The sequence below is a fragment of the Rhizobium sp. CCGE531 genome (assembly GCF_003627795.1).
Lineage (GTDB): Bacteria > Pseudomonadota > Alphaproteobacteria > Rhizobiales > Rhizobiaceae > Rhizobium.
Window position 1 is genome coordinate 2,290,345 of record NZ_CP032684.1, and the last position, 12,866, is coordinate 2,303,210.

Consider the following 12,866-nt stretch of genomic DNA (forward strand, 5'->3'; position numbering starts at 1 on the left):
CCCGTTCAGATTTCCCTGAGGCGCGTCTGCGTTGCGGAAGGGTTACGCAATGGCGATTGCCTTCGTAATTCCAGTTGCATTTTTCGAAAAAAAAGTACGAATATCGACGCAAGGCAGGCCATGGGCCTGCTCCACTCGAGCCGTCCGCCAATCAACAATAAAAGCTGCCGGCCACCACCAGAGAGGACCAATATGCGCATCTCCACCCGCCTTTTTGCCGCTGCATCCTTCGCCGCGATGTCGCTCTTCGCCGGCGCCGCGGTTGCCGACGGCGACTCGATCGTGTTCGGCACCGACGCGACCTACCCGCCTTTCGAATCGCTCGACGCCGGTGGCAAGTTCGTCGGCTTCGACATCGATATAACCAATGCGCTTTGCGATCACATGAAGGTCAAGTGCACTTTCGTGAACCAGGATTTCGACGGCATCATTCCGGCCCTGCAGGCCAAGAAGTTCGACGCTATCATCTCGTCCATGTCGATCACGCCGGAACGCCAGAAGATCGTCGACTTCACCAACAAGATTTACAACACGCCGCCGGCGATCGCCGTTCCGAAGGATTCCACCATCAAGGAAGCCACCAACGAAGCCCTGAAGGGCAAGTCGATCGGCGCGCAGTCCTCCACGACGCACGCCAACTATGCCTCCGCCCACCTGAAGGATGCGGAGCTGAAGCTCTATCCGTCGGCTGACGAATACAAGCTCGACCTCGGCAATGGCCGTATCGACGCCGCCATCGACGATGTCGTCGTGCTGTCGGAATGGGTAAAGTCGGACGCGGGCAACTGCTGCAAGATGCTCGGCACGCTGAAAAACGACCCGGTCATCAACGGCGCCGGTGCAGGCATCGCTGTCCGCAAGGGCGATGCAGCCCTCAAGGACAAGCTCAATGCGGCCATTGAGGCGATCCGCGCTGACGGCACCTACAAGAAGATCCAGGACAAGTATTTCGATTTCGACGTTTACGGCGGCTGATCGCCCGTCGATTCCCCTGGGAAAAGACGACGGCGGAAGCTTGCTCTTCCGCCGTTTTTGTTTGACAACGAGATGAATATAAGCAGAAACGCGGCAAAAGCCGCTAGGGGAAATACAGCATGAGCGGATTGTTTTCCGCCCTCGGTTCCTTGTGGACCTGGTTGAGTACGATTTTTGACCCGTTGTGTGGTCCGGCCGGACTATTCACTCTGTTCGGCCAAAATACGATGCTCGCCTGTGGCGACGCGGGATGGGGCGATGAGCTTGCCGGTGGCTTGAAGATCACCATTGCCGTCTCGGTTCTGACGCTGCCGCTCGGCATCGTCATCGGGTTCTTCGTCGCGCTTGCGCAGCAATCGGAAGAAAAGTCTCTGCGTCTTGCCGCGGGCGTCTTCACAACGATTTTCCGCGGCTTGCCCGAGCTGCTCACGCTATTCATCATCTACTATGGCATGCAGATCCTGCTGCAATCGCTGCTGGCGAAATTCGGCTATAACGGGCCTGTCGAAATCAATGCCTTCGCCGCGGGCATGGTCGCGTTGGCGATCGTCTTCTCCGCCTATTGCTCGGAAGTGCTTCTGTCGGCGTTCAAAGCGATCCCGAAAGGCCAATACGAAGCGGGTGATGCACTTGGCTTCCATCGCGTGCGCACCATGCGGCTGATCATCGTGCCGCAGCTCGTCCGCATTTCCCTGCCGAACCTTGGAAATCTCTGGATGAACCTGTTGAAGGACACATCCTACGTGTCGATCATCGGGCTTGCCGACATCATCAGGCAGACGGGGATCGCCGTACGCGCCACCAAGGCGCCCTTCACCTTCTATTCTATCGCCTGCCTCTTCTATCTGACACTGGCCGTTATCTCTTCGATCGGCCTCTTCTATCTCGATCGATGGGCCAAACGTGCGGAGGTTCGTCGATGAGCCATGCCGAAATCCTGATTGCAGCGCAACCGGCGCCGCCCAAGACAGCCAGGAAACTCTCCAAGTCCCGTTTTGCCGGCTATTTCTTCCTGATCCTGTGGTCCATTCTCGGCATAGCGTTGCTGGCGATGATCGTGACCGGTTGGGATGTCGAGAAGCTTCAGACCTATGGGCCACGACTTCGCAACGGCCTCTGGATCACCGTCAAGCTAGTGGCGCTGTCCTTTGTCCTTGGTGCGATCCTGTCGATCCCGCTGGCCTATGCCCGCATGTCGAGCAACAAGATCCTGAGTACCCTGACTTACTGCTATGTCTATCTTTTCCGCGGCACGCCGCTGTTGGCGCAGATATTCATGGTTTACTACGGCTTCCCGAGCTTCCGCTGGTTCTTCGAAGATATCGGCGTGTGGTGGTTCTTCAAAGACCCGTTCTATTGCGGCGTCTTCGCCATGACGCTGAACACGGCTGCCTATCAGGCTGAAATCGTCCGCGGTGCCATCCAGAGCGTGCCGAGAGGTCAAAGCGAGGCCGCCAGCTCTCTCGGTATCCATACGTGGATCACCTTGCGCAAGATCATTATCCCTCAGGCGCTCATCGTGGCCCTGCGCCCCTACGGCAACGAGATCATCCTGTTGATCAAGAGCTCGGCGACGGTGTCGATCATCACGGTCTATGATCTCATGGGCGAGACGCGCTACGCCTTTTCACGGACCTATGACTATCAGATCTATCTCTGGGCGGCGATCTTATATCTGGTGATCGTCGAGCTCATGCGAAACGGCTGGGCGCGGATGGAAGGCCGGCTGACCCGGCACCTCAAGCGCTGATTCCGAAAAGGCGGCGCGCTGGGCGTCGCTTTGGCAGCACTCAGATGATGTCGCTGCTAAACAACTGATTTATAGCAATAATTTTCTTTCATGACAGTTTTGTAAAGCTTGAGTTTACCGTGAGCTGTTTCCATATCTCTGTGACCATGAGTCACGAAAAAACGGGAACAGAAAGAGAAGCTCATGCACGAAGACATGCAAAAGCAGTTGCAGGGTTATGGGTTGACGACGGCGCAGATCTTCTACCGCCTGCCCGATCACCCGCAGTTTCTCCAGACCTATATCTGGCAGGACTATGACCTTGCCCCGAACTTCCCGGAAATGCACGGCTTCCTGAAATTCTGGCAGGAGAAGCTGGATGGACCGTTGCACTCCGTGCGCTATGTCCATCGCAAGCTGATTTCGGCGACCGAATGGCGGGCTGTTAAGGGGGAATTCATCCTCCACTAAGCCGGCCAGATCACGTCGGCCACTCCTCACGACCGGCGGTGCCGCCGTCAGACATGCGCCTCGCCATGGATGAAATCTCCGTCATCCGACCCCCGATGGAGCGTGCCGTAGAGGACGAAGGCATAGAAGGCTGCGACGAGGATGAGGACCATCCAGCCGGGGATCGGTCCGAGCGCCGCATTGTCGATGATGTAGCTCCATGAATGCGCCTGTTCCTGCGCCAGCGCGTCCGTCTGGAGCCTTGGCGTCGAAATCTTCAGTATCCATGCCAAGAGCAGGATCGCATACATCCAGCAATAGTTGCGCCGCAACCGGCGCTGCGTCGCCTCGATATAGCTGAGGAGCAGCCGTGGCGAACGCAGACTGGTGGCGACCGACAGCGCCCAGTCGGGATTGAGTTCCGTTTGCGGTGCCAGGATCTGCGCGAAGTAGTGCCGCTCCAATTGCCGCACCCGAGAACGGTAGACATCGAAGAAGCGATATCGCCGCGCTTCGATCATCAACAGTAGCGTGATCAGCATCATCCCGAACAGCAATACGCCGTGATGCGACGCCGGCGTCGAAAGCGATACGGAAAGCAAGGCCGCAACCACCGTGATCGCCCAATTCGACGTCCTGTCGATACGGTCGCGCCAGCTCGTCATCCTGGCCAATTCGCCTCGATAGTAATGGGTCAGTGTATTGGTGACTTCAGCGGACGTCGACGGCAAGGAGGGACGACCGCGCTCCGCCGGACTGCTCGTCGGGTTCGGTGTGGTGAGTTCATTGTCCATTGTTCTTCCTCCCTTATTTTTCTGTTTGGATGGCTCCCCCAATTCGCCGTCGCCGAAAGTCATATTCTGCGCCTGCGCGGCAAGCATTGCAAAAGCCGATCAAGCGCCTTAATGCCTGCGTGACAAAAGGAAGGGCCTGTAACCATGGCAAAGAAGAAGATCGACGAAGACGCGCTGGCGGAAGCCTATAACCGGGCATTGGCGCTGGAGAAGGCGGGCGATATCGACGCTGCGGTTCAGGCCTATGAGCAAGTTCTGGCCCTCGACCCGGAAGATCATGGCGGCGCGGCCGTGCGCATTGCTTCGATGGGGCGCGGCGAAACGCCGGTGAAGGCGCCGGACGCTTATGTCGAGACCCTGTTCGACCAGCACGCCGAGGTTTTCGAAGACGTGCTCGTGGAGCAGCTCGGCTACCATGTTCCGGTCCTCGTTCGCCAGCGCCTGCAGGCGCTCGGCCTCGGCCCCTTCAAGCGCATGCTCGACCTTGGTTGCGGCACCGGACTGACGGGCGGCACCCTGCGCGATATCGCCGAGGATATTACCGGCATCGACATCTCGCAGAACATGGTCGAGGTCGCTCATGAAAAGGATATCTACGAAACACTCTTCGTCGCCGAGGTCGAGGATTTCCTCGACGACAACGATGAAGACGCCTTCAACTTGATCACCGCGACGGACGTGTTGCCCTATCTCGGTGCGCTGGAACCCCTTTTCTTCGGCGCGGCGGAAAATATGACGCCGGGCGGCCTTTTCATCTTCTCCTCCGAGACCTTGCCGGAAGCGACCTTGGCCGGACGCTCTTATATGGTCGGCCCGCATCAGCGTTTCGCCCATTCCGAAACCTATGTGCGCGAACGACTGACCGCGACCGGCTTCGAACTCGTCGAAATCACCGACATCAATGTCCGAACGGAAGACGGCGAGCCGACGCCGGGCCATCTGATCATCGCCCGTCGCCTCGCTGACTGAGGCTGCAAGCGAAAATACTTATCCAAACGGATAAGTATATTCTTGCGCGACAATCCGAGAGCTGATACTTAGCCATTCAGTTAAGTATCAGCTCGAACCTTGATCTCGGAAAGGTCGTCGCATGTCCCTTATCCTCTACCAGCATCCCCTCGCCTCGTTCTGCCATAAGGTGCTGATGGCGCTCTATGAAAACGGGACGCCGTTCGAAAGCCGGATCATCGATCTCGGCAATGAGGGATCGCGCGCCTCTCTGGTACGCCTCTGGCCTCTCGCCAAGTTTCCGGTGCTGCGCGACGAAGCGCTCGACAGCACCGTTCCCGAAACCAGCATCATCATCGAATATCTGGATCGGCACTATCCCGGGGCAACGCCACTATTGCCGGCGAATCCGTCGGATGCCCTGTGCGTGCGCCTTTGGGATCGCTTCTTCGATCAATATGTTCAGGACCCGATGCAGAGGATCGTTGCGGACGTGCGCCGGGCAGAGAAGGACAGGAGCCCGCAGGGTGTGTCCGAAGCCCAGGCCCTGCTGCGCACCGCCTATGGAATGATCGAGAAGCAGCTGGATGGGAAGATCTGGATCACCGGCGACAGCCTGACCATGGCCGATTGCGCCGCCGCCCCGGCCTTGTTCTACGCCGAAACCGTCGTTCCCTTCGCCGAAGAGCATAGCCGGCTGAAGGCATATTATCGACGTCTCCTCGAGCGACCGTCCTTCGCCCGCGTCCTGAAGGAAGCCATGCCCTACTTCCATTTTTATCCCTATAGCGAGAAACTGCCGGCACAATTCCGGCCGGAAAAGCCGAATGCTTGAGGAACCGCAGGCACTCGACCGCATGTTCCAGGCCCTTTCCGATCCGAGCCGGCGCGGCATGATCGACCGGCTCGGACACGGATCTGCATCTGTCACGGAACTGGCGCAGCCTCTGGACATGGCGCTGCCGACCGTGATGAAACATCTGCAGGTGCTGGAAGCAAGCGGCCTGGTGCTATCGGAAAAGGCCGGTCGGGTGCGCACCTATCATCTTCGCAAGGAGGCGCTTGCCTCCGTCGAGCGATGGATTGCCGAGCGCAAGGCATCCTGGAACGAGGCCTTCGACCGGCTCGACATATTTCTGGCAGACACATCGACGGAGACGACGGACGAATGAGCGAACGATCGACAGAGCATACGACCATCACCATAGAGCGCCACTTCAAGGCGCCGCTGTCGCGTGTCTTCAACGCCTGGGCAATCCCCGAGCAAAAGCAGCAGTGGTTTGCCTGCAGCGGCGACTGGACGCAGCTGGATTTCCAGCTCGATTTCCGCACCGGCGGCAGCGAAAGCAATCGGACCGCCTCGACGGAGGGCGTCGTGCATGCCTATCAGGCGCGCTACATCGACGTCGTCCCCAACGAGCGCTTCATCTATGCCTTCGACATGATGCTCGACGACCTCAGAATTTCGGTATCGCTCGCGACGGTCAATTTTGCCCCAGAGCCCGGCGGCACGAAGATGACCTTCATCGAACAGGTCGTGTTCCTCGACGATTACAACGACAACGGCTCGCGGCTGATGGGCACGGAAATCGGCTTCGACAATCTTAGGCTCTATGTCGAGGCAGACGACGCCAGGCCGAACTAGCTCCGTGCGTCGCCAAGGATCGCCGCCAAAAGCTGGCCTTCGAGCTCGGCCAGCGCCGGATTGCCGTGGCGGCGCGGATGCGGATGGGGAACGGCGAGATCAAGCACGATCCTGCCTTCGTCCAGGACGACGACGCGATCGGCCAGGTGCACGGCTTCGCTGACGTCATGCGTCACCAGCACAGCCGTGAAGCCAAGCTCACGCCAGACGCGGTTCAGCAATTCCTGCATGCTGATGCGCGTCAGGGCATCCAGCGCACCGAGCGGCTCATCGAGCGCGAGGATACCGGGCTTGCTGACGAGGGCGCGCGCAAGCGCCACGCGCTGCTTCTGTCCTCCGGAAAGGCTGGAAGGCCATTCTCCGGCCTTTTCGGCAAGCTGCACCTCGGAGAGAACCGCAGCGGTCGCCTTCCGCAACACATCCTGCGGCACGCCCTCACCCAGACCAATGGCGACATTGCCGGCAACCGAAAGCCAGGGCAACAGGCGCGGTTCCTGAAAGACGATGCGCGTATTGGCTTGCGCTTCGTCGCGACCGGCGGCCTCGAAGCGCAGATGACCGGCGCTCGGCTCTTCCAACCCCATCAGGATGCGCAGCAGCGTACTCTTGCCGCAGCCGCTCTTGCCGATGACGGCGACAAACTGGCCGGCGGGAATATCGAGATCGATACCGCGCAGGACGCGGTTGTTTCCGAAGCTCTTCTCCAGACCCTTGATATGGATGGCGGCAGCGCCCGCAACTTGCGGAGCCGTATTTGCCGTGCTGGATTGAGGGCGATCGAGTTCAATAATGCTCATGGCAGGCTCCTCAATTCCGATAGGCCGGATTCCAGCGCAGGGCTCTGCGCTCGATCGTCCGCGCGATGACATCGGCAAGCTTGCCGAGAATGGCGTAAATCACCAGCGTCAGGACGACAACATCGGTCATGCCGAACTCGCGGGCATTGTTGGCCATGTAGCCGATGCCCGACGACGCCGCGATCGATTCGGCGACGATCAGCGTCAGCCACATGATACCGAGGGCAAAGCGCAGCCCGACGAGAATGGATGGAAGCGCGCCGGGAAAGATGACCTTCCGGAACAGCGTCCAGTTGCTCATCCCGTAGACCCTCCCCATTTCGATCAATCCACGATCGACATTGCGCACGCCGTGATAGGTGTTGAGATAGATCGGGAAGAGCACGCCGAGCGCCGTCAGGAACAGCTTCGATTCCTCGCCGATCCCGAACCAGAGGATGACGAGAGGCACCATGGCGAGGTGCGGAATGGTGCGCAGCATCTGCAGCGTCGTATCGGTCAATTGCTCCGAGAGCCGCGACACGCCATTGGCGATGCCGAGCAGGAAGCCGATCGAGCCGCCGACCAATAGGCCGGCGAAAGCGCGGCCGGCGCTGACGAGGATGTTGTTCGGCAGCTGGCCGGAAATCGTAGTCTGCCAGAAGGCGACGACGACTTCCGCTGGCGACGGCATGATGCGGGTGGAGATCCATCCAAACGACGAGGCGAGCTGCCATGCCGCGATGACGGCGACCGGCAGCAGGAAAGGCAGAAATCTCTGAAACGAGATGGTTTGCCGCGCGACCTTGGCCGGGCGCGTGCGGCGTTCAGAGCCCACGCGTACGAAGGATGTGTCGAAAGCCGACATGGGGATCTCCCTTCAAAGGTGACGTTACGAGCCGGAAACAACCTTCAGATTTCCGCCGTGGCTGCCGCCCGCGAAGATCTGCTTCGCACCGAATTCGTTGCGGAAACCGGCGCGCTGCTGCTCCTGGCCAAGGCCGAGCTCCGGGAACAGAAGCTCCGCCACGCGATAGGCCTCTTCCAGATGCGGATAGCCGGAGCCGATCACCGTTTCGATACCGAGCTCCTGATATTCCCGCAGTCTCGCAGCCACGGTCGTCGGCGACCCCACAAGCGCCGTGCCGGCACCGGCGCGCACCAGCCCGACGCCGGCCCAGAGGTTCGGCGACACCTCGAGCTTGTCGCGCCGGCCGCCATGAAGCGCCGCCATGCGCTTCTGCCCGACGGAGTCGGACTGCGTGACGAATTGCTCCTGCGCCTCGCGGATCGTCTCGTCGTCGAGCTTGGAAATAAGCTTATCGGCCGCGGCCCAGGCCTCCTCATCCGTCTCGCGGACGATGAAATGCAGGCGAATGCCGAAGCTGACCTCGCGGCCGCGCTTGGCGGCTGCTGCCCGCACCTTTTCGATCTTTTCGGCCACCAGCGCCGGCGGCTCGCCCCAGGTCAGATATTTGTCGACGCGGCCGACGGAAAATTCAATGCCGGCGTCCGAGGAGCCGCCGAAATAGAGCGGCGGGCGCGGCGATTGTACCGGAGGCAGGCCGAGCTTTGCATTGGTGGCGGTAATATACTTGCCCTTGAAGGTGGAAGAGCCGGTTTCCAGCAGTTCCTCCCAGACATGGAAGAATTCATCCGCATGGGCGTAGCGTTCGTCATGCTCCAGATGAATGCCGTCGCCGGCCAGCTCGGCGGGGCTGCCGCCAACGACGATGTTGAGCAGCACGCGGCCGTTCGAGACGCGATCGAGCGTCGAGGCAAGGCGCGCATAATAGGCCGGAGACGCCGTACCCGGGCGGATCGCGACCAGGAATTTCAGCTTCTGCGTATGCGCCGAAAGCGCCGCGGCCGTTACGAAAGACTCTTCGCAGGAGACGCCCGTCGGAAGCAACACGCCGGTGAAACCGAGCCGGTCGACAGCCTGCGCGATCTGCTGGAGATATCCGATCTCCGGCCCGCGATTGAGATCGGCCGTGCCGAGATAGGTGCCGTCGCCGGAGGTCGGAATGAACCAGAGGAAATCGATGGGTTTTGCGGTCGCGGTCATGAGATTTTCCTGCCTTCTGGGTGCGCGCTGTCGGGAGCCGTTTCCTGATGCTCGATCCGGATATTGACATACACTATCGATTATATCGACAATATGGATTTTCTAATCGCCGGTGTCTGGCGAAATATTTTTGCCGGTAGAGCCCGCACCCGTAGTGTTTCGGGGCGCAGGCCGTATCCGCGGGCGATTGCAGCCTCAGCTCGCTTTCGGTCGCCAGACGATATCGGTAACGGTCAGCTTCTTTGGAACGATGCCGAGATTATGGAATTCGTCGGCCAACCCCTGCTGATAGGCGATCGCGGCATCGGTGATGGTCGAGACGCCGCCAAGATTAGCACCCGGACGCGTCAGTGTGATCCGAGTCACACTTGTTGGAACGCCGGTGATTTCGGACAACGCGGCAATCGTATCGTCCAAATTCGATTGCGCTGCCGCCCCCACCTTGGCCAGTTCAGCGATGACGTCGACGATGACCTGTGAATTGTCCTTGGTGAAATCGCCATTCGCCAGGAAATAGCTGAAGGAATCGACGATGCCGCGCGCCGTCGTCAGGATGCGCGTATCCGGATCCGCCTCGGCGATAGCGAGATAGGGATCCCAGATAGACCAGGCATCGATGGCACCCGTCTTGAAGGCGGCGGATGCATCCGGCGGCGTCAGATCGAGCCCCTGGATATCGTTGATCGTCAAACCACCCTTGCGTAACGCCTTGACGGTGACATTGTGCGCGCTGGAGCCGCGCTTGAAGGCGACCTTCTTTCCCTTGAGATCGGCAAGTGTCTGGATCGGCGAATCCTTGCGCACGAGAATGGCGGAGCTTTCGGGACTGCCGGTATAAAGACCGACATAAAGCAGATTGCCATTTGCGGCCTGCGCAAAGAGCGGCGGTACGTCGCCCGTCGCGCCGAAATCAAGGGCACCCGCGCCGAGTGCCTCGAGCAGCGGCGGACCAGAGGTGAACTCCGACCATTCGACCGCTATCCCACGGTCAGACAGCCGTTTCTCCAGCGCGCCCTTGCGTTTCGCTAGCGCCAATACGCCGTTCTTCTGCCAGCCGATGCGAAGCGTTTTCGCCGCAGCTGCCCGCGCCGGGCGGAGAGAAGGCAACGCGAAGGCGGCGGCCGTGGCGCCGAGGAGGCCGAGTGTCTGTCTGCGCGAAATCATCGAAGATCCCTTTCGTGAGGCCTTGGCGCTTCCGCCGCATCGGCTCGTTGTCGATGCTTAAGGATCGCAAATCCATAGATTATATCGACAAAGGATATTATGAAGTTTCGCACCAAAATCGAAATAGAATTCCAAATAGATAGAAAACAAGAAATTGAATTTCAAACTTCATGCCACGGTGACAAGTTGCCCGACAAATCAGTCTTCCGTCCCCCTGGCCTTTCCGCTAAGCCTTCGGAACAAATTCGGTCAGGGAGTTATGAAATGGCAAAGGTCTCGTTCATCGGCATGGGCGTCATGGGCTATCCCATGGCCGGGCATCTGAAGGTCAAGGGCGGGCATGACGTCACCGTCTACAACCGGACCATTGCCAAGGCCGAGGCATGGGCCAAACAATTTGACGGCAAGTTTGCCCCTACCCCGGCGCAAGCGGCTGAGGGCGCCGACTTCGTCTTCACCTGCGTCGGCAATGACGACGACCTGCGCGCGGTGACCACGGGCGAAAACGGCGTCATCTCCGCCATGAAGGCGGGTTCCGTTCTCGTCGACAATACGACTGCCAGCGCCGAAGTCGCCCGCGAGCTTTACAAGGCTGCCAAGGAAAAGGGCGTCGACTTCATCGATGCGCCTGTCTCGGGCGGACAGGCCGGCGCCGAGAATGGTGTTTTGACAGTCATGTGCGGCGGTGACGAGGCCGTCTTCGAGAAGGCTCGCCCCGTCATCGACGCCTATGCCCGCATGGTCGGCCTCATGGGGCCGGTCGGCGCGGGCCAGCTGACCAAGATGATCAACCAGATCTGCATTGCGGGCATCGTTCAAGGCCTGGCCGAGGGCATCCATTTCGGCAAGCAGGCCGGGCTCGATATCGAGAAGGTGGTGGAGGTCATTTCCAAAGGCGCCGCCGGCTCCTGGCAGATGGAGAACCGCCACAAGACCATGAATGTCGGCAAATACGATTTCGGCTTCGCCGTCGACTGGATGCGCAAGGATCTCGGCATCGTGCTGGAGGAAGCTCGCCGCAATCAGGCCAAGCTGCCGCTCACGGCCCTCGTCGACCAATTCTATGGCGATGTACAGGCTATGGGTGGCAATCGCTGGGATACGTCCTCGCTGCTCGCGCGCCTGGATCGGAAATAATCCGGCGTCGAGCAATTCCAGGAAAAGTGCGCAGCGGTTTTCCGTCCGGAATTGCGAGAAAACAAAAAGATGGGGCGGTTCAGAGATTCCGTGAAAAACTGAACCGCTCTGGTCGGCTCTATGAGAGGCGCCGCCAATTGATCCAAGGGACCTGGTGGCGCATGCTTCCCGCAAGCGATGAGCGAAGGTAGTTTCGCAAGTTGACGACCTTCGCTACGCTAGGCAGTGTTTGCTGCCTGCTGACAGATGCAGTCGATAAGGAGTTGCGGAGGCCTGGTGTTACAAATTTCGGATAATTTCTCCGCCTTTCAACAGCGCGATATCGTCCGACGCGATGGAGCCGGAACGGCGGCGTGTATCATCCAAAGCGCGCGCCTGCTCTGCAAGCGCCTTGCCTCGCCGGCTCCGGGCGTGGTGTTCGTTCAAAAGGGCCAAAAGATCATTCTCGATCAGGGCGTCGACATGAAGGCTTGCGCCGGCGATCTCGTACTGATCCCCGAAGGCGCCACCTCGGATATCATCAACGAGCCCGACGGCGCCGGAGGTTATCAGGCACTCGCCCTGCAGTTCGCGCCAGACCTGATCGCCAATCTTGCCGTCGCCGAAGCCAAACCAGTGCAGGAAATCAAGGTTCTCAACGGCATGCCGCCGGCTTTCGAAGAAGCATATGGCAAGGCGATCGAGGCGATCCGAAGCGGCCCTCTCCTGCCGGACAGCATCGCCGCATCCCGCGTCAACGAAATCCTGTTGTGGCTCGGCGCGCTCGGCCACCGATTTGCGCCGATCGCCAACCCCGGTCCGATCGAACGTCTGCGCCGGATCATCAATTCCGATCCGGCCTATTCCTGGCGCGCTCCGGAGCTGGCGAAGACGATCGGCATGAGCGAGGCCAGTCTACGGCGCAAGCTGGCGGCGGCAGGAACGAGTTTTTCCGAGCTTCTGGCCGATATCCGGATGACAACGGCGCTCACCCTGCTGCAGACGACCGAAAAGTCCGTAACGCAAATCGCTCTCGATGTCGGCTATGACTCGGCCTCCCGCTTCACCGCGCGCTTCCGGGCGCGTTTTGATTTCGCGCCGAGCGAAATCCGCGGCCATCAGCGTGAAGTTGATCGAAACGGCGCAAAGACTGATCGAAACAGCGCAGCACTCGTGCCCGCGGAATGACAATCTCCCGCCA

At 59.8% G+C, this 12,866-nt stretch carries 15 protein-coding genes; 10 read left to right on the plus strand and 5 right to left on the minus strand.

The annotated features are described in order from the left end of the window. The first annotated feature begins 192 nt into the window (after positions 1-192). From CCGE531_RS11140 to CCGE531_RS11155, 4 genes are all read left to right on the plus strand, one after another. Positions 193-975, plus strand: coding sequence for a lysine/arginine/ornithine ABC transporter substrate-binding protein (locus CCGE531_RS11140; protein ID WP_120664210.1), 783 nt, complete (start codon positions 193-195; stop codon positions 973-975). 119 nt (positions 976-1,094) lie between these two features. Continuing rightward, complete coding sequence (locus CCGE531_RS11145; RefSeq protein WP_120664211.1) at positions 1,095-1,898, plus strand: ABC transporter permease; 804 nt, start codon at positions 1,095-1,097, stop codon at positions 1,896-1,898. Continuing rightward, on the plus strand, positions 1,895-2,725 hold the full coding sequence (locus CCGE531_RS11150; protein WP_120664212.1) for an ABC transporter permease: 831 nt from the start codon (positions 1,895-1,897) through the stop codon (positions 2,723-2,725). Before CCGE531_RS11145 ends, CCGE531_RS11150 begins: the two co-directional genes overlap by 4 nt. A gap of 183 nt (positions 2,726-2,908) precedes the next feature. Next, positions 2,909-3,175, plus strand: a complete 267-nt coding sequence (locus CCGE531_RS11155) for an aspartate-semialdehyde dehydrogenase (RefSeq protein WP_120664213.1) — start codon at positions 2,909-2,911, stop codon at positions 3,173-3,175. A gap of 47 nt (positions 3,176-3,222) precedes the next feature. On the opposite strand, the gene CCGE531_RS11160 is transcribed toward CCGE531_RS11155, so the two are convergent. After that, complete coding sequence (locus CCGE531_RS11160) at positions 3,223-3,948, minus strand: DUF2270 domain-containing protein (protein WP_120664214.1); 726 nt, start codon at positions 3,946-3,948, stop codon at positions 3,223-3,225. A 144-nt stretch (positions 3,949-4,092) separates the two neighbouring features. Here CCGE531_RS11160 and CCGE531_RS11165 point away from each other — a divergent pair, with 144 nt between their 5' ends. The 4 genes from CCGE531_RS11165 (at position 4,093) to CCGE531_RS11180 (ending at position 6,541) form a co-directional block, all read left to right on the plus strand. Further along, positions 4,093-4,917: a methyltransferase domain-containing protein gene (locus tag CCGE531_RS11165; RefSeq protein WP_120664215.1), complete on the plus strand. Its 825-nt coding sequence runs from the start codon at positions 4,093-4,095 to the stop codon at positions 4,915-4,917. Between the two features lie 121 nt (positions 4,918-5,038). Further along, positions 5,039-5,731 carry a glutathione S-transferase family protein gene (locus CCGE531_RS11170; RefSeq protein ID WP_120664216.1) on the plus strand — a complete coding sequence of 231 codons (693 nt, stop codon included), beginning with the start codon at positions 5,039-5,041 and terminating at the stop codon, positions 5,729-5,731. After that, a complete protein-coding gene (locus CCGE531_RS11175) occupies positions 5,724-6,068 on the plus strand; it encodes a metalloregulator ArsR/SmtB family transcription factor (RefSeq protein WP_120664217.1) in 345 nt (114 codons plus the stop codon). The genes CCGE531_RS11170 and CCGE531_RS11175 overlap by 8 nt, the downstream gene beginning before the upstream one ends. Continuing rightward, entirely contained in the window at positions 6,065-6,541 is a 477-nt protein-coding gene (locus CCGE531_RS11180) for an SRPBCC family protein (protein ID WP_120664218.1), read from the plus strand. The genes CCGE531_RS11175 and CCGE531_RS11180 overlap by 4 nt, the downstream gene beginning before the upstream one ends. Here CCGE531_RS11180 and CCGE531_RS11185 read toward each other — a convergent pair. The 4 genes from CCGE531_RS11185 to CCGE531_RS11200 form a co-directional block, all read right to left on the minus strand. Further along, positions 6,538-7,338: an ATP-binding cassette domain-containing protein gene (locus CCGE531_RS11185; RefSeq protein ID WP_120664219.1), complete on the minus strand. Its 801-nt coding sequence runs from the start codon at positions 7,336-7,338 to the stop codon at positions 6,538-6,540. The two genes, CCGE531_RS11180 and CCGE531_RS11185, sit on opposite strands and share 4 nt — an antisense overlap. Before the next feature lie 10 nt (positions 7,339-7,348). Continuing rightward, positions 7,349-8,185 (minus strand): aliphatic sulfonate ABC transporter permease SsuC, encoded by an 837-nt coding sequence (gene ssuC, locus CCGE531_RS11190; protein WP_120664220.1) that lies wholly within the window; start codon positions 8,183-8,185, stop codon positions 7,349-7,351. Positions 8,186-8,209: 24 nt separating this feature from the next. After that, positions 8,210-9,385, minus strand: a complete 1,176-nt coding sequence (gene ssuD / locus CCGE531_RS11195) for an FMNH2-dependent alkanesulfonate monooxygenase (RefSeq protein WP_120664221.1) — start codon at positions 9,383-9,385, stop codon at positions 8,210-8,212. A 195-nt stretch (positions 9,386-9,580) separates the two neighbouring features. Further along, a complete protein-coding gene (locus CCGE531_RS11200; protein ID WP_120664222.1) occupies positions 9,581-10,549 on the minus strand; it encodes an aliphatic sulfonate ABC transporter substrate-binding protein in 969 nt (322 codons plus the stop codon). Positions 10,550-10,813: 264 nt separating this feature from the next. Here CCGE531_RS11200 and CCGE531_RS11205 point away from each other — a divergent pair, with 264 nt between their 5' ends. Then, a complete protein-coding gene (locus CCGE531_RS11205; RefSeq protein ID WP_120664223.1) occupies positions 10,814-11,686 on the plus strand; it encodes an NAD(P)-dependent oxidoreductase in 873 nt (290 codons plus the stop codon). 276 nt (positions 11,687-11,962) lie between these two features. Next, positions 11,963-12,853 carry an AraC family transcriptional regulator gene (locus tag CCGE531_RS11210; RefSeq protein ID WP_162943888.1) on the plus strand — a complete coding sequence of 297 codons (891 nt, stop codon included), beginning with the start codon at positions 11,963-11,965 and terminating at the stop codon, positions 12,851-12,853. Positions 12,854-12,866 lie beyond the last annotated feature (13 nt).